Genomic DNA, 18381 nt, shown 5'->3' with positions numbered 1-18381 from the left:
AGGAATGGATATAATTATGAAAGAGCAAGAAGGTTTATGACAGAAGAAGTAAATGCAGTTATAAGAGGAGCTAAAAAAGCAGGAGCAGAAGAAATATTAGTAAATGACTCTCATGGACCTATGACAAGTATCCTTATTGAAGAATTAGATGAGGATGTAGTATTAATTAGTGGAAATAAAAAAATCCTTGGCATGATGGAGGGCATAGATAATACTTTTGATGCAGTTATGCTAATAGGATATCACGGAAGACATAATACTTCAGGAATCTTAGCTCATAGCTATAATGGTTCAGTGGTATCGGAAATAAAGTTAAATGGAAGAGTAGTGGGAGAATTTGAATTTAACTCCTTAGTGGCAGGATATTTTAAAGTCCCTATTGTTATGGCATCAGGAGATAATATATTAACATGTCAAGCTAAAGAGTTTAACAAGAATATAGAAACTGTGGAAGTCAAAAAAGCTCACAGTAGATATGTGGGTGAATGTATACAACCTAAAAGAGTTCATAAAATGTTAGAATCAGTAGCAGAGAAAGCTATTAATAATAAATCAGTAATACCTAACATATTAGAAGGTGAGGTAGAATTAGAAATAGCCTTTATGGATAGTGGAATGGCAGAAGGAACTTTATGTATTCCGGGAGTTCAGCTTATAGCACCTAATAGAATTAAGTACAAGGCGAAGGATATTATAGAAGCATATAAAATAAGGGGTGGTTTATTAACTTTAGCTGGGGCTTGGATGCGATAACACTTAATTTAAACACATAAAACCTTAAAAAAAGTAGAAACTATTTAAGGAAAGGATGTGTTTATTATGAAGAGAAAATCAGGTTCTAACAATCCAGCTCAGAAGGGAAAAAGAAGACAAAAGCTTCATGAGAATCAAAACAATGTAGGAGATCCTCAAAATAAGCCTGAATTTAAAGATTTCAACGGAAATGAAATAAAATAGTTAAATTGTGTTTTAAGAAGCTGTCTCAGCAGTAGTTTATTTTGAGACAGCTTATTTTATTGCATTTATATATTCTCGGGGTGATTTGTGAAAGAACTTTTTAAAGCTACGTAGAAAACTAGAGTAATCCTTAAATCCACAGAGGGAACTAACCTTAGTTACTGGCTCACCAGATTTTATAAGTTCTTGAGCCATAAATAATCTCTTCTGAATTATATAGTTATGAAGAGTATACCCAGTTTCATTTTTGAATTTATGCATTAAATAATATTTACTTATAAAGAATTCCTTACATATAAGTTCAATGGATAGATCTTGTGATAGGTTATTGTTTATATATTTTAAAATCTCTTCAATTTGTTTATCGTATTTTAAAGAATCCTTAGTAGTAATATAAGTTTTATCAAGATAAAGTCTGTTAAGATATATAATTAGTTGAATAAAGAGGGAGTTGCCTAAAAGTTTACTTCCAAAATCTTGAGAGTTAAAGGATCCTTCTAAGGAAGATATGATATTTTTAAGGTTATTTTGAAACTTATCTTCAAGTCTTATTAAATTAAAACTCTTCTCTTTTGCTAGTTTAAAGCAAGTTGATAAATCGCAACCTTCATAATTATGATTTTCAATAAAACCTGAATTAGCCCAAATAATTATACGTTCATAGGTCTCATTAGAATCGATAATAGGCTTGTGCACATCATGATTGTTTACAAGTAGAATATCCCAAGGCTTTAAATAATAAGCCTTCCCTTCAATTAAATAAGTAACTTTTCCAGATAAAAAGATTATTATTTTATTAAAGTCATGATAATGAAACTCGAATTCTTGATTTTTTTTGTCCTTTATATGAAAAAGCTGAAAGTCTTTATTAAGATATCCAGATTTGTTACTTGAATATGTGTTATCCATAAAGATACCTCCAAAACTAAATATACTTCATTTATCATATTATTAAAAAAGCAGTTTTTGCAATGTTTTAAACAGTATATTCAATATTTATTGTACATAGTGTTGAATATAATAAGATTATAACATATATGAAAATTAAATTACTAATTATATTATTTTATACTAGGAGGAGGAAAAATGGAGATTTTAAAAAATTATAAGTCCTCGATATTTTTAATAATTTCAGTTATTATAGGTGGAGTTATAGGGTTGATTATGGGAGAAAGGGCAAGTATTTTTGCACCACTGGGAACAATATTTCTAAATTTAATATTTACAATACTGATACCATTAGTATTCTTTAGTATTTCATCGGCTATTGCTAATATGGATAGCTCAAAAAAATTAGGAAAGATACTTGGAATTACAATAGTAGTATTTGCATGTACGGCTATTATATCAGGAGTAATAGGGGTAACTACCTTCAAAATTTTTAATCCTGCACAGGGACTAAATTCGTCTATGTTTACAGAGTTAATGAATAGTGCTCAAGTTGTACCTAAGGAGCAAGTAGGATTTTTAGAAAAAATAGTTTCTAGTATTACTGTAGGTGATTTTTCACAGTTGTTATCTAGAAGTAATCTATTGGCACTTTTAATATTTTCTATGCTTATAGGTTTTGGAACTATGCTAGCAAAGGAAGAAGGAAAGGTGTTTTCTAATTTTTTAAATAGTGGGGCTATAGTAGTAAATAAGGTGATAAATATAATAATGTATTATGCTCCAATAGGATTAGCAGCATATTTTGCCAACGTAGTTGGTCAATTAGGAAGTCAAATATTAAGTGGATATGCAAAGGTATTTGTACTGTATTTGATAGTATCTATAGTATATTTTATTATATTCTTTACTCTCTATGCCTATATAGCAGGGGGTAAAGAAGGGATAAAAGCTTTCTGGAGAAATTCCACAGGACCATCAGTGACAGCATTAGCTACATGTTCTAGTGCAGCCTGTATTCCAGTAAATATTCAGGCAGCTAAAAATATGGGAGTATCTAGTTCCTTAGCTAATATAGTTATGCCTTTAGGTGTAAATATCCATAAGGATGGTTCAGTGATAGGTGGAATATATAAGATAATGTTTTTATTTGCTATATTCGGAAGAGACATTAATAGCTTGGGAACTTTAACTATTATTTTCATGGTGGGTTTACTAGTAGGAGCTGTTGTTGGTGCTATACCAGTAGGTGGTTCCATTGGCGAGATGCTAATATTAAGTATATTTGGATTTCCTCCAGAGGCTTTAGCAATAATGTTAGTTATTGCAACTATAATTGATGCGCCCGCAACCTTATTAAATTCTGCAGGTAACACGGTTTGTACTATGGTAATATCTAAACTTACAGAAAAGAAAAAAACATTAAAATAAAGGTAGGAGTAATTCTTATATAAAGGTATCATACTAAGTAGTATTAGTATAAAAAATAGTAGATATTTAAAGGAGAGGACTTTTATGCCTTATATAAACTTTAAAGAAGAAGTGTTTAAGGGAAAGGAAGAGCTATATAAAAGAATAGAAAATAATAAGAAACTATTTAGTGAAATAAAAAATAATAAGAACAAAATTAGTATCAAACCAGATGAAGAGTATAGTTTTAGAAGCATTAAAGATAGAACTATAAATAATTCTTCAACTGAAAATGAGGGGTATTTTTTAGAGATTACTGATAAAAATATTGTATGCACTGAGTTTATAGAGTGTAAATTTTATAATATAAAGTTTAAAAATTGCACATTTATTGCATGTAGGTTCATAGAGTGTGACTTTGGGGGGGGAGGAGTAATTTTCGAAAATTGCACTATGATTTTGAAAGAAATTAATAATGTACCGTCTTTAAATAAGGAGGATAATTTATCTTGCATCTTTGAAAGGTGTAAGTTATATTGTAAGTTTTTAAGTTCTAATATTACATATTTAATTTTTGATGAATGTGAACTTAAACATACATCTTTTGAACTTACAGATATGTCTAATGCTATAATTATAAATTCTTATATGAAAAGAATTAATTTAGTTGATGTGGATTTATCAGGAGGAAAAATAATATCAACTTACATTGAGGATTTAGAATTTAATGATAAGTTAAAAAGCAAACTGGATCCAAAAACTTTTTTTGATAAAATTCAGCCAAAGAAAAAAACTAAGGATGAATATGAAGGGATATATGAAGTATATGAAACCATTGCTGATAAATATAATGAAAATAATTTGAAGAACAACTTTGGAGAATATTATTATCTTTGTAAGAATATGCAAAGAAAAAGCTTGAAAAAGCTATTACCTAAAACAATATCTTATATTTATTGGTTTACCTGTGGGTATGGAGAACGAATATTATATCCATTAATAACCTCTTTAGTTTTAATACTAATTTTTGCAACTATGTATTTGACTTTGGGATATTCATCACAAAGCCAAATAATTAGTTACTGGTGGGGTATAGGTTTACCAAAAAGTTTCAATGAATTTCTAAGTCAAATGAATCAATGTATAAATATAAGTGTTGAATTATTTACAGGGCTAGGGTCTGATAATGAAACGCCAATACCAGCTTCTTATATAGTTGCAAATACTGAAATGATAGTAGGAGTAATTATGATGGGGGTAGGAATAGGTACCTTAACAAGAAAATTAGTAAGATAAATAAAAATTTAGTTGTGTAACAAAAGTTACAGACCTATTATAGAAATTTAGTTATAATTAAGCTATATTAAATATAGTTTATTTTAAACTTGGTGTTGAAAATAAACAAAAAATAAGTGTGCTAAAAAATATAATTTTGAGAAATATGATAAATTAGATTAAATAATAGGTTTAGGAGGATTTGTTATGAAGAGAAAAATAATTAAGATCCATGAGGAAAAGTGTAATGGCTGCGGATTATGTGTTACGGCCTGTCATGAAAAAGCTATAGAATTAGTCAATGGAAAGGCAAAGCTTGTTAGCGATATATATTGTGATGGATTAGGAGATTGCTTACCCAATTGTCCTACAGCAGCTATAGAGATTATAGAAAGAGAAGCGGATGAATATGATGATGATGCAGTAAAGACAAGAATTTTAGAATTAGATAATAAGTCTAAAGAGATTAAAGATATAAACATTGGTGGGGAAGAAAAGTTGCCATGTGGATGTCCTGGAACAATGGCTAAAACCATTGAAAGAAAACCAATAATCACTATGGAAACTATGCCTAAAAAAAGAGAGAATACTACTGAAAACAACTCTGAGCTTATGCAATGGCCGGTACAATTGAACTTAATAAATACTAGTGCGCCATATCTAAAGGATGCTAACTTATTAGTAGCAGCAGATTGTACAGCTTATGCTTATGGGAATTTCCATAGAGACTTTATGAAGGATAAAGTTACAGTAATAGGATGTCCAAAACTTGATGACAATGAACATTATAAGAATAAATTAACTGAAATACTTAAGAAGAACAATATAAAGAGTATAACTGTAGTTAGAATGGAAGTGCCATGCTGCTCAGGAATAGTAGCTTCAGTTAAAAATGCCATGCTTCAAGCACAAGTAATAGTTCCTTATAAAGAAGTAACCATTGGAACTAATGGCGATATAATAGAGATATAATTGAATCTATTTTAAGTGTAGAGCTATCTATAAATTGGTTAACCTAATAGGTTTAACTAATTTATAGATAGCTCTTATTGTTGCGTAAATATTTATAAATTTTAAATATGAGTAATAGAAAATTAATGGAATAAAAGGATAATATAATGTATAGTAAATGTAAAGATGAAAAAATCCATAGGGAGGAAATAAGTACCTATGTCAAATTCAATAATAACAAAAAAAGCATTAGCTAAATCTTTGAAGAAATTAATGAATTCTATACCTTTAAATATGATATCTGTTAAAGAGATAGTTAATAACTGTGGATTAAATAGACAAACATTTTACTATCATTTTCAAGATATATACAATCTACTGGAATGGATTTATGAAACAGAAGCCGTAGAAAGCATATCACAATACAGAAGTTATAACACCTGGACTGACGGATTTCAAAAGATTTTCAACTATATAGAAAGCAATAGAAGATTTTGCATGAATACTTTAAATTCTTTAGGAAAGAATTACCTAGATTCATATCTTTACACAGTTACTTATGATTTAATTATTGGAGTAGTTAATGAAGTTTCTCAGAATATGAGAGCTACAGAAGACAATAAAAAGTTTATTGCAAATTTTTATACTTTAGCATTTACAGGTTTGGTAATTCAGTGGATGAATGGTGGAATGAAGGAAGATTCTCATAAGATTATTGAAAAGTTAAGTGAATTAGTAGAGGGTAACTTTATGAGAGCTTTAGAGAGATATGAAAAGGATGCATAATAAATATATCCATCATGCATCCTTTAAAACTTATATATTCTTTAAAGTATTAGTGTAATTATAAAATATTTCATATAACTATGATTTAAAAGTTACTTTAGTTTATTACCATCTTCATTAATATAAAACCATTGATTATCTAATCTTACAGATATAGGAGCTGTATCCCCAAAAGAAGGAGTGATTTCATCATATATGGTATCTGTAAATTTATTAGAGGATTTGTTGAAAAGCCCCCATTTATTATCTTTACTTACTAAAAAGATATTTTCATTGTAGGGGTTAATAATATCATATTGGCACTTTAAAATTTCCTTTTGGGTTTTATCTATAAGCCCCCATTTACCATTTAGGTATACTTGAAATATATTTCTAGATGAATCAATACTATAAACCTCATCATAAATAGGAGGAACTACTTCAATTCCATTAGAAGCTAAGATACCACATTTCCTTGACTTATAAATAGTAGCAAAACCATCATAGAATGGATAAATTTCAGTATAGTCTGTGGTAAGTATAATTTTACCTTGTTTATTTATAAATACATTCTTACGGTTACCATCTTCATCTACATAGCTAGCAGCAAACATATTATCTTCAGAACCTAATTGAATATATTCAAACTTAGGTTCAAAGAGAAATTCTCCTTTAGTATTCATAAGAGCAACCTTGTTATCTAAGGAAGCTACCAAAACATCACTTTCCCAAAAGGAGTTTATATAATCATATTTAAATGGAATTACAACATCACCATTCTTGTCTATACATCCAGTCTTACCATCAAGATATACTGTAGCTAGTCCATTAATAAATGAATCAGCCCCATCGTAAATAGGTTTAATTATCATTTCATCTTTAGTATTTATATAACCAAACTTTCCATCTATATCTACAGGAGCTAAATCATCATTGAAGCTTAAGTAATAAGAATATTTAGGTTCTACTATAGTTTTACTTTCTAGATTTACAAAACCAAATTTTCCGTTACTTTCAAGATGAACTATAGAATTGTTAGGCATTATGGCAGTATACTTGGGCTCTACCTTTAAATTAGTATTTAAAACTATAAAGCCTTGGTAATTATTTTCTGTTATAATGGCTATATTTTCCTCTCCACAATTATATATTGAAATTGGGGTTTCAGATACGAAATCAACTACTATATTGTTTTTAAAGTCTATACAACCATACTTACTGTTCTTTTTAACAGAAATGAGAGTATCAGATACAATAGTAGCTTCTTCATAATCAAAAGGAATTATCACATTATTTTTTTTATCAATAGCACCCCAAAATCCATCTTTTTTTACAGGGGCTATATTGTTATAAAATGAATGTGCTTCTTCATAGGTTGGAGTTATAACTAGATTTTCTTCTGTATCAATAAATCCCCAAAGACCTCTAAGTTTCACTGCTGCTAGGTCATCAGTGAAAGAGTAGGCTTCTTCATATTTACTATTGTTATTACATCCACATAGAACAACACAGGTAATAAATAATACTATTAATAGAATTTTATTTAAAATTTTCATATATCCTCCTTTAAAAATATTATTTACTATATTTTAACATTGTATTTTCTATAAGTATACCAGATTCAAGCAAAAAATAAAAAATGCAGTATTATGTAAAATACCGCATTTTGGCTATATATTAGATGTGAATCTATTTTCTTTTATTAGATATTTCAATGTTTACTTTTCTTTTACCAAACATTTTTCCTTTAGAATTCTCTAATATTATATTTACAAGATTGCTAGGTACATCAACAAAGGAGAATTTATCAAGGATATCAATTCTTCCAATTTCTTTACCTTTAACACCTGCAGTGTTATCTAAAAATTCAATAACATCTTTAGCTCTAGCCTTGTCGAGTTTACCTATAGATAAGAATAATCTTGTTGTATCATCTACATCTACAGATTCTTCAGCATAGTTACAATTTAATTCTTTATCAAACATTAGTTTAAGTAAAGAAGCAGTAACGTCTTCACCACCATACTCATTTATTAATTCTTTAGCCATTGGTAAGAAGGTACTGTATGAGTCTTCTTGTAATACATTCCCAATATTCTCTATTAAGCTTCCAGATTTAGCAGAGAATATATCAGCTAAAGTAGGAATGTCTTTTTTTGCTATTTTACTTTTAGTATGATTTTCTATTTGTCTTATAAAAGAAACTTCTTTTCTTGAAGCAAAGCTATAAGCAATACCTTCTTTATTGGCTCTTCCAGTTCTTCCTATTCTATGCACATAAGATTCTATATCTTGTGGCAAGTCATAGTTAATAACATGAGTAACATCTTCAACATCAATTCCACGAGCTGCAACATCAGTAGCTACAAGGAAATGTAGTTGTCCGCTCTTAAATTTAGATAATGTGTTCATTCTTTGGCTTTGTTTCATATCTCCGTGCATACCTTCAACACTATAGCCTTTACCATGTAAAGCATCAACTAATTCATCTACACCTTTTTTAGTTTTACAGAACATTATTGTTGTAGTTGGATTATCTACGTCTAAAATTCTACAAAGTGAATCAAATTTATTAGATGAGTTAACTAAAAAGTATGATTGTTGTATTTTGGATACAGTCATGGATTTTTTAGCTATTACAATATGTTGAGCATCAGGTTTCATGTAATTTTTAGATAGGTTTTTTATTGGTCTTGGCATTGTAGCAGAGAATAAAAGCGTTTGTCTTTCCTCATTTAAGTTAGATAGGATACTTTCAATATCCTCAATAAATCCCATGTTTAACATTTCATCAGCTTCGTCTAAAACTAAGAATTTAACATTTTGAAGTTTTAATGTTCTTCTGTTAATGTGATCTAATATTCTTCCAGGAGTCCCAACTACAATATCTACTCCTCTTTTTAGAGCAGCAAGTTGTCTGTCAAAGGATTGACCACCATAGATTGGTAGGATTTTATACTTTTCATACTTACACAATTTTAAAAGTTCTTCGCTAACCTGAATAGCTAACTCTCTTGTTGGAGCTAATATTAAGGTTTGGATAGCTCCACCCTTAGGACCCATGTTGCTAAGAATAGGTGCTCCAAAGGCAAGGGTTTTACCAGTTCCTGTTTGCGCTTGACCTATTATATCGTAACCTTGTAAACTTACAGGAATGCTTTTCTCTTGTATATCACTAGGATTTTCAAAGTTTAAGTCATTTATAGACTTTAATATGGAATCCTTAAGTCCAAGTTCTTCAAATTTAGTTTTTATCATTCATATTCCTCTTCTCTTTTTTCTTTAAATACATCTAATAGTAACATAGTAAATCCATAATAGCAATTGTAAACTGAAATTTTATCCCTAAGTATTTATTCTTAAGTATAATGAAATAGATAATAATTATGCAGGTGGAAATATAAAACTCTATTACATTTATAGAAAATCATATATTATATTATGTGTAGATATAATTAGAATTATAGGTATAATTATATATAGATATTTTAAATTAAGGAGAATATATGAAAAAATTTTTATTTGATACAATGGAAACATATTTGGAAAATGGACTTAGGTTAATAACTATAAAAAAAGAAACCCAAATAGCTTCTTTAAATATAGGAGTTATGGTTGGAGCTGTTTGTGAAGAAAAACAAGAACGTGGTATATCTCATTTCATAGAGCATATGCTTTTTAAGGGAACTGTAAATAGAGATAATGAAAAATTAAATAGTGATTTAGAAAATTTAGGTGGAGAGTATAATGCTTATACAGATTATATGTCCACTGTTTTTAATACTACTACTTTAAACGAAGAATTAGATGTAAGTTTAGAATTGATTAGTGACTTACTTCAACATCCTACTTTTTTAGAGGAACACATTGAGAAGGAAAGAGGAGTAATATTAGCAGAATTAAGAAGTGGTAAGGATGATGTAGAAGATTTATCTTTTCAAAAAATAAATGATATGGCATTTACTCATAGTCCATTGAAGATTGATGTAATAGGAAAAGAAGAGATTGTAAAGTCAATTAGTAGAGAAGATTTAATAAGATATTATAATAATCACTATGTTTCTAATAATACAGTGATAACAGTGGTATCATCTTATGAACATGAATATGTAATAGAGTTAGTTAAAAAATATTTTAGTCAGTGGAAAAGAAAAGAAGTAAATAAGCCTATTTTAAATTTTGAAAAAAATAAAGACAAAATTAAGATTACTCATAGAGATAATATGGAGCAGAGTACAATAATATATTTATATACCTTTAATGACCTAACTAAGAAGGAAGAGTTAGCTTTAAGAATATTAAATCACAAGTTTGGAGAGAGTTCTAATTCTATATTATTTAGAGAACTTAGAGAAGATAGGGGACTTGCTTATGATATTTATACAAGTCTTGACTTAACAAACAACTTGAAAACTTTATATATCTATGCAGCAGTAGCGCCAGAGGATGTTGATGCAACTATAGAAACCATAAATAATTGTATAGAAAAAATTAAAGAGGAAATAATTGTATTTGATGGTAATACTATAAATTTAATGAAAAAGGTGTTTAAGACTGCTATAGCTTCTACTTTAGAGGATTCAACAGATTTAGGAAATTATGTAGTACATCAGGCTATGGAAGAGGATAATTTATATCAATTTAATGAAGATATGGATAATTTGAATTATATAGTAGCTCAAGATTTATATGAAGTAGCTAAGAAGGTACTAAATAAGCCTACAATTCATGTGCTTCTATGTGATAGGGAGTAAGGTATAAAATTTCTATAGATGATGGGAAGGAAGAACAGTGAGTAAAATAATTACTAAGATTGAAGCCCAAAAGAAAAAGGATAACAGAGTCAATATATTTATAAATGGTGAATTTGCCTTTGGATGTAGCAGTGAATTAGTATATTATCATAATTTATCTAAGGGAAAAGAAATTAATATTGAAGAACTAAAGAAGGTTATAGTTGAAGATAATTTTCTTACAGCAAAGACAAAGGCATTAAAGTATATTGAGAGAGCTCTAAAGAGTGAGTTTCAAGTGAGAGAATTTCTACAAAAGAAGGAATATGAAGATAGTGTCATAGACAGAGTTTTAGAATTTCTAAAGGAATATAAATTTATTGATGATGAATATTATGCAAAAGCTTTTGTAACACAAAATATTAAAATAGAAGGCAAAGGAAACATTAGATATAAACTTATAAAAAAGGGTATATCTGAGGAAATGATAAATAACATATTGAATGAAATTTCTTCTATGGATGAAGAAACAGTGGCTTTAAAGCTAGCAGAAAAAAAACTTAGGGTGCTATGTAAAAATGAAGGCAATATAGTAAAAATAAAAAGTAAACTTAATACTTTTTTAATATCTAAGGGATATAATTTTGATACTATTAAATCAGTAGTAAATAAATTAGAAATCAAGGAAAAAGAAAATATAGAAGCCTTTAGGTCAGATGGTTATAATCAGGTTAAGGAAAATCAATGGGATGAACTTCTCAGTATTGCAGAAAAAAGATATGAACGCCTTAGCAAATCAGAAGAGGATGCAATTAAAATAAAGAAAAAATTACAGGATTTCCTTTTAAGAAAGGGTTATAATTACAGCGATATCAAAACTGTATTAAACAAGATTATTAAAGGTGAAGATTCCTATTATTAAATCTAGAAGAAAATCTAACAGGAGAGAAAAGGAGGGATAGAATGGAATTTTTAGAGGAGTATAATATAAATATTGTTTCATTAGTATTGGTTATAGCATTTGTATATCCTGTAATAATGGGCATTGTATTTAAATTGAAAAGTAAAAGCATGGTGGTTACAATTAAGGGTGTATTAACTTCTATGGCAATGGTTTGTTCAATAATATTAACTACTGTGGTGGTGAAAAATGTGTTTGCATTAGATAAGTATGGATTAGTTGAATATATATCCTCAAAGATTTCTCCATCCTTTGCTTATCTTATTACTAAATCTAAGCTATTTAATGCAATTATACTATTGTTTACATTCTTAATTATTTATCAGATATTTAAAGCCCTTATAGAGTTTATCAGCAGGGCTACTTTATATCCAGCTTCAGATGCCATTGATACAAGTATTAGAAATACAGGTAGAGGTACTAGAGCTTTATTAGGAGGAATATTTCAAATTCCTAAGGCTATATGCTATATGATAATATTATCAGCATTACTTAGCTATGCATCAATTTTTTTAAATAATCCAAAGCTAGATAGTAAATTAAATTCATCTACCATATATAGTTATATTAATAAAAAGATTATAGAGCCTGTTACGGATTCAGAGATAGCTAAAAGTTTCCCCAATATATTAGAGAATTCATTTAAAGTAGTAGATGAGAAAAATAATATAGTAGATGATGTAAATGGATATCTTCAAGGGGTAGTTTTTTATAATGGAGTAACATTAGATGAGGGAATAAGATCTAATGAGATCATAGACAATACTGCATTAAGTATAACTAGTAAGTATGATAACGATTATGATAAAGCAAGATCTTTATATGAATGGATAGGGAATGCTATAATTTATGATGATGATAAGGCTACAGAAGTTATGAATAATCCCATACCTACAGAGATTAATTCTGGAGCCATAAATACTTTTAATACAGGAAAAGGTGTTTGCTTTGACTATGCATGTTTATATGTTGCAATGTGTAAAGCAAATGATATACCAGTAAGACTAATTGTAGGAGAAGGTTATAATGGAATGTCTTGGGTTAGTCACTCATGGAATGAAGTGTATATAAAGGAAATGGATAAATGGGTAAATGTGGATTCAACTTTTTATAATGCAGGGAATTATTTTGATAATGATACCTTTAATTCAGAGCATAGAAATAGAAAAATCGCAGGAGAATGGAAGTAAAAATTTAATTAAAACTTAAGTTTTAATTAGTCTTTTATATTAGATTTATATAACTTTTATATTATAAAGTTTGTATTATGAAATTAAAATAATAGTTAAATATAAAAAAACAAGCTTATATGCTTGTTTTTTTATACTTAGAAAGTATGAAACTTATGGCCTTTTCACATTCAGTATCCGTATTATCTATGGACCATGCAGTATTAAAATAATTTAGGGCCTTTTTATTTTCATCCATCATTACATGACAATAAGCAAGGTTGAAATAATATTTACTTTCTTTTCGTAGATTCAAAGCTCTATGAATAAGAGGTATTGCAGCCTTATAGTTTTTTAGTTTAATAAAACATACAGCAGAATTATAAAGTGAAGGTGCTTCATATTCCTTTAACTCTGCAGATTTTTTATACATATCAATAGCATTTTTATAGTCCTTAAGTTTATATAAATCATTACCTTGTGCAAAATAATTCAAGGAAAAGACCTCCTAATTAGTACTTTATCTTAATATTTTCCATTTTGTTCTAAAATATACTATAACATTTATAAATTTATGTAAATTATATTTTAAAATTTGTATTGACAAAAGAGTTGTATTGTATATAATATTATAAAAGAGAAATATATATAATACATAATAAATTGACTGTGATGAAGAGGAGTAAGAATATGAAATATTAAGAGAGGAAAATCCATGGGCTGAAAGGTTTTCTATAGGAAGTATTTTGAAGGTAGCTTCGGAGTTGCTTTAGCGAAATTAAGTAGCTAGAGACGGTGGTTCCTCATCGTTAAAATTAAGAGAGTCTTAAAAGTAATTTTGAGAAATAAAGGTGGTAACGCGCGCTGTCGTCCTTTGGGGTGATAGCGCTTTTTTTTATTAATTTTATACTAATCTATTAAATTACCCTAGTATTAAGTATATTAATAAATGTAATGCTAATTTCTGTGTAATAGTTTAGTTAAGGTTTTGTACATTATAGATACTAAGAACTGTAATTGTTAGAACAAGTAATCAAAAGTAAAAAATAAAAACATATAGAAGGGCAGGTAATAACAATGGATGAAAATAACAATATAGCAAAGAATTATGATCCTAAAGAGTTTGAAGAAAGACTATATAAGTGGTGGGAAGAAAGTGGATTTTTTACTCCACAAGTAGATAAAAATAAAAAGCCATATACAGTAATAATGCCACCACCGAATATCACAGGACAACTGCACCTTGGTCATGCTTTAGATAACACTCTTCAAGATATACTTATAAGAACTAAGAGAATGCAAGGGTATAGCACATTATGGCTTCCAGGAGAGGACCATGCAAGTATAGCTACTGAAGTAAGAGTTGAAAAAGCTTTACTTGCAAAAGGAATTAAAAAGAAGGAAATTGGTAGAGAGGCATTTTTAGAAAAGGTTTGGGAATGGACAGAGGAATATAGAGATAGAATTAAAACTCAACTTAAAAAAATGGGTTGTTCTGCTGATTTTACAAGAGAAGCTTTTACTATGGATGAAAATTTAAGTAAGGCTGTTAGAGAAGTTTTTGTTAAATTATACAAAGATGGTCTTATATATCAAGGAAATAGAATTACAAACTGGTGTCCTAAATGTATGACTGCTATCTCAGATGCGGAGATTGAATATGAAGAGCAAGGAGGACATTTCTGGCACATAAATTACCCTGTAATAGGTAGTGATGAAGTAGTTGAAATTGCTACAACAAGGCCGGAAACTTTACTTGGAGATACTGCAGTAGCAGTTAATCCTAAGGATGAAAGATATGCTCACCTAGTTGGTAAGAAACTTAGGTTACCATTAGTGAATAGAGAAATTCAAGTTGTTGCCGATGACTATGTAGATATGGAATTTGGAACAGGTTGTGTTAAGATAACTCCAGCTCATGACCCTAATGATTATCAAGTAGGTAAGAGGCATAACTTAGATGAAGTTGTAGTTTTGGAGGAAAATGGAACTATATCTGAAGGTTATGGAAAGTATTCAGGACTTGAGAGATATGAAGCTCGAAAGCTTATTATAAAAGATTTGGAAGAACAAGGATATTTAGTTAAGATTAAAGATCATAGTCATAACGTAGGAACTCATGATAGATGTGGATGTACTATTGAGCCAATGCTATCTAAGCAATGGTATGTAAAAATGGATACTCTTGCAGCACCAGCAATTAAAACTGTAAAAGAAAAAGATATAAAATTCATTCCAGAAAGATTTGAAAAAATCTATTATAACTGGATGGAAAATATTCAAGATTGGTGTATTTCAAGACAATTATGGTGGGGACATAGAATTCCAGTTTGGTACTGTAAAGATTGTGGAGAGATAATAGTTGAAACAGAAGCGCCAGCTCATTGTAGTAAGTGTAGCTCTACAAATCTAGAGCAAGATAAGGATGTTTTAGATACTTGGTTTAGTTCAGCATTATGGCCATTCTCAACTTTAGGTTGGCCTGGTGATACAGAGGATTTAAAATATTTTTACCCAACAAGCACATTAGTTACTGGTGGAGATATTATATTCTTCTGGGTTGCAAGAATGATATTTTCAGGTTTGTATAACATGGATGAAGTACCATTTAAAACAGTGTTTTTCCATGGGATGGTTAGAGATGATCAAGGTAGAAAGATGTCTAAGTCTTTAGATAACGGTGTTGACCCACTAGAAGTTATAGAAAATTATGGAGCAGATGCTCTAAGATTTTCCCTTGTTACTGGTAATGCTCCGGGAAGTGATATAAGATTCTATGAATCAAGAGTTGAGGCAGCAAGAAATTTTGCTAATAAGATTTGGAATGCATCAAGATTTGTTATGATGTACAATGATGAAGCTCTTATAGAGAAATATAAAGACTGTAAAAACTATTCTATAGCCGACAGATGGATATTATCAAGACTTAACAATATAGTTAAAGAAGTTACAGAGAATATAGAAAAATATGAAATTGGTATTGCACTTCAAAAGGTTCATGACTTTATGTGGACTGAATTCTGTGATTGGTATATAGAAATTGCTAAACCGTCTCTATATAGTGATAATGAAGAAGTTAAAGGAATAGCTTTAAATGTTCTCAATAAAGTTTTAGTTTCAGGATTAAAATTACTTCATCCAGTAATGCCATATATCACAGAAGAGATTTATACTCACTTAACTAAAGAAAGTGAATCTATTACAATTGCTAAATGGCCAGAGTTTGAAGCTGATTTAGAAGATTTCAAAGCAGAAGAATATATGAACTATATTATAGATGCCATAAGAAATACAAGAAATGCTAGAACAGAAATGAATGTACCACCTTCAAGAAAGGCTAAAACATATATATATGCAACTGAAGCAGCAGAAGCTTTCAAGGAAGGGAAAGTTTACTTTGAAAAATTAGCATCTGCTAGTGAAGTTATAATCTTAAAGGCTAAAGAAGAAGCACCAGAAAATATAGTATCTGTAGTTTCAAAGGGCGCCGAGATTTACATGCCACTTTTAGAGTTAGTAGATGTAGAGAAAGAACTTGAAAGATTAAACAAAGAAAAAGCTAAATTACAAGGAGAAATTGAAAGAGTAGAGAAAAAACTTGCTAATGAAAGATTTGTTTCTAAAGCTCCAGCTGAGGTTGTTGAAGAGGAAAAAGCTAAGGGTGAAAAGTACAAAGAAATGTATAATTCCGTATTAGAAAGTATAGAAAAGTTACAATAAAAAACATTTAAGAATGTATATATAAAAATACATTTTAATATTAATAAATAGAAGGATATCTAAAAGTGTATAGACTATATGTTTTATTTATAGTCTTATACTTTGGAGATATCCTTTTTAATGTTGATAATTACTAGTGTGATATAGTTGAGTATGGATATGTAATGAGGTAAAATAGGTTATGAAATTAGAATTCAGGAGGGTTATTATGAATTATACTGAAGCTATTAACTATATAAAGGATACTGCTAAGTTTGGAAGTAAACTGGGCTTGGAAAGAACAGAAAAGATACTAGAACTCCTTGGAGATCCACATAGGAAGATTAAAACTATTCATGTGGCAGGAACTAATGGTAAAGGTTCAACCACAGCTATGATTACAAAGATATTAATACATAGTGGGTACAAAGTAGGATGCTATATATCTCCTTATATTGAAGAGTTTGAAGAGCGTATTCAGATAAATAATAAGAATATTCCCAAGGAAGATTTAGCTAGGATAGTTACAGAAGTTTCAATGGCTGTTAAAGAAGTAACTACTTTAGGTTATGGTAACCCTACTGAGTTTGAGATAATAACTTGTGCAGGATTTTTATATTTTTATAAAATGAAGGCTGATTTTGTTGTTGTAGAGGTAGGACTTGGAGGAAGACTAGACTCTACTAATGTTATAGAGCCAATTTTATCTGTAATTGGATCTATAAGCTATGATCATATGAATATTTTAGGAAATACCTTAGAGGAAATTGCTTATGAAAAGGGTGGAATTATTAAAAATAATACTCCAGTAGTTTTATATCCACAGGAAGATAAAGTCACTAAAGTCATAGAGAACATTTGTAAAGAGAAAAATTCACCACTTATAAAAGTGAAAAGAGAAAATGCATCTTTAGTTAAAGTAGGAGAGTATAAGGAAAATACAGTGGTTCAATATTTAAACATTATAACAGAAAGAGATAGTTATAATGTTAAATTATCTCTTTTAGGAACTTATCAGATTCAAAATTGTAATGTTGTTATAAATGTTTGTGAAACTTTAATAGATCTTGGAGTTAATATTACAAAGGAAAGTATAACAAATGGTTTATCTCAAGTTAAATGGCCAGGCAGATTAGAAATTATGAGAAAAAACCCTTTAGTGGTAATTGATGGTGCTCATAATATTGATGGTATAAGGAAGTTAACTGAAAGTATAGAAATTTATTTTAAATATAAAAAACTAGTGTTAATAATAGGAATTTTAGCAGATAAGCAAGTAGATGAAATGATAAATATAATATGTCCTAAAGCAGAAAAAATTATAGCTGTAACTCCTCATAGTGAGAGAGCTGAGCTATGTGAAGATTTAAAGGAGAAAATTAATATTTGCAATAAAGAGTGTGAAGCTATTATGGATTATGAAGAAGCTTACATTAAAGCACTTTCATATTGCGATGAGGATACTTTACTAGTCATATCTGGTTCTCTTTATATGGTGGGAGATATGAGGAAGATAATAAGAAATCATAATTTTTAAATATAATATATTTATGGTGTAACAAATTTTTCGTAG

At 29.1% G+C, this 18381-nt stretch carries 15 protein-coding genes and 1 other annotated feature; of the genes, 11 read left to right on the top strand and 4 right to left on the bottom strand.

The genetic code is table 11. The features are described from left to right. Both B3J31_RS01225 and B3J31_RS01220 read left to right on the top strand, forming a co-directional pair. Positions 1–753: M55 family metallopeptidase (locus tag B3J31_RS01225; protein WP_346873560.1), on the top strand; the 753-nt coding region annotated here is incomplete at its 5' end. A 66-nt stretch (positions 754–819) separates the two neighbouring features. Then, the gene (locus B3J31_RS01220; RefSeq protein WP_167403140.1) at positions 820–957 is read left to right on the top strand and encodes a clostri-philic family protein; all 138 of its coding nucleotides are present in this window, start codon (positions 820–822) and stop codon (positions 955–957) included. Positions 958–1008: 51 nt separating this feature from the next. Here the strand turns inward: B3J31_RS01220 and B3J31_RS01215 are convergent, their stop codons facing one another. After that, complete coding sequence (locus B3J31_RS01215) at positions 1009–1866, bottom strand: AraC family transcriptional regulator (RefSeq protein WP_346866764.1); 858 nt, start codon at positions 1864–1866, stop codon at positions 1009–1011. Between the two features lie 177 nt (positions 1867–2043). Between B3J31_RS01215 and B3J31_RS01210 the strand changes: the two genes are divergently transcribed. The 4 genes from B3J31_RS01210 to dhaS all read left to right on the top strand — a co-directional run bounded on the left by B3J31_RS01210 (position 2044) and on the right by dhaS (position 6267). Further along, positions 2044–3276, top strand: a complete 1233-nt coding sequence (locus B3J31_RS01210) for a dicarboxylate/amino acid:cation symporter (RefSeq protein ID WP_346866763.1) — start codon at positions 2044–2046, stop codon at positions 3274–3276. A gap of 84 nt (positions 3277–3360) precedes the next feature. After that, entirely contained in the window at positions 3361–4551 is a 1191-nt protein-coding gene (locus tag B3J31_RS01205) for a pentapeptide repeat-containing protein (RefSeq protein ID WP_346866762.1), read from the top strand. A gap of 186 nt (positions 4552–4737) precedes the next feature. Beyond that, positions 4738–5502 carry a 4Fe-4S dicluster domain-containing protein gene (locus tag B3J31_RS01200; RefSeq protein ID WP_346866761.1) on the top strand — a complete coding sequence of 255 codons (765 nt, stop codon included), beginning with the start codon at positions 4738–4740 and terminating at the stop codon, positions 5500–5502. Between the two features lie 198 nt (positions 5503–5700). Then, positions 5701–6267: a dihydroxyacetone kinase transcriptional activator DhaS gene (gene dhaS / locus B3J31_RS01195; RefSeq protein WP_346866760.1), complete on the top strand. Its 567-nt coding sequence runs from the start codon at positions 5701–5703 to the stop codon at positions 6265–6267. A 92-nt stretch (positions 6268–6359) separates the two neighbouring features. Here dhaS and B3J31_RS01190 read toward each other — a convergent pair whose 3' ends face one another. Both B3J31_RS01190 and B3J31_RS01185 read right to left on the bottom strand, forming a co-directional pair. Continuing rightward, entirely contained in the window at positions 6360–7802 is a 1443-nt protein-coding gene (locus B3J31_RS01190) for a WG repeat-containing protein (RefSeq protein WP_346866759.1), read from the bottom strand. Positions 7803–7935: 133 nt separating this feature from the next. Continuing rightward, positions 7936–9504, bottom strand: coding sequence for a DEAD/DEAH box helicase (locus B3J31_RS01185; protein WP_346866758.1), 1569 nt, complete (start codon positions 9502–9504; stop codon positions 7936–7938). Positions 9505–9752: 248 nt separating this feature from the next. On the opposite strand from B3J31_RS01185, the gene B3J31_RS01180 reads away from it, so the two are divergent. From B3J31_RS01180 to B3J31_RS01170, 3 genes are read left to right on the top strand one after another with little or no spacing between them, the layout of a single operon-like run. After that, entirely contained in the window at positions 9753–11000 is a 1248-nt protein-coding gene (locus B3J31_RS01180; protein ID WP_346866757.1) for a pitrilysin family protein, read from the top strand. Positions 11001–11037: 37 nt separating this feature from the next. After that, on the top strand, positions 11038–11901 hold the full coding sequence (gene recX / locus B3J31_RS01175) for a recombination regulator RecX (RefSeq protein WP_346866756.1): 864 nt from the start codon (positions 11038–11040) through the stop codon (positions 11899–11901). Positions 11902–11942: 41 nt separating this feature from the next. Beyond that, positions 11943–13130, top strand: coding sequence for a transglutaminase-like domain-containing protein (locus tag B3J31_RS01170; protein ID WP_346866755.1), 1188 nt, complete (start codon positions 11943–11945; stop codon positions 13128–13130). A gap of 115 nt (positions 13131–13245) precedes the next feature. Here B3J31_RS01170 and B3J31_RS01165 read toward each other — a convergent pair whose 3' ends face one another. Further along, a complete protein-coding gene (locus tag B3J31_RS01165; RefSeq protein WP_346866754.1) occupies positions 13246–13605 on the bottom strand; it encodes a hypothetical protein in 360 nt (119 codons plus the stop codon). A 164-nt stretch (positions 13606–13769) separates the two neighbouring features. Continuing rightward, positions 13770–13987: a binding site (T-box leader), on the top strand. A 199-nt stretch (positions 13988–14186) separates the two neighbouring features. Between B3J31_RS01165 and B3J31_RS01160 the strand changes: the two genes are divergently transcribed. After that, positions 14187–16829 carry a valine--tRNA ligase gene (locus tag B3J31_RS01160; protein WP_346866753.1) on the top strand — a complete coding sequence of 881 codons (2643 nt, stop codon included), beginning with the start codon at positions 14187–14189 and terminating at the stop codon, positions 16827–16829. Between the two features lie 208 nt (positions 16830–17037). Continuing rightward, positions 17038–18345, top strand: coding sequence for a folylpolyglutamate synthase/dihydrofolate synthase family protein (locus tag B3J31_RS01155; RefSeq protein ID WP_346866752.1), 1308 nt, complete (start codon positions 17038–17040; stop codon positions 18343–18345). Positions 18346–18381 lie beyond the last annotated feature (36 nt).

The organism is Clostridium sp. UBA5988 (assembly GCF_002435615.1).
GTDB classification, from domain to species: Bacteria; Bacillota; Clostridia; order Clostridiales; family Clostridiaceae; genus Clostridium_J; species Clostridium_J sulfidigenes.
This window is presented reverse-complemented; position numbering and strand designations above follow the sequence as displayed.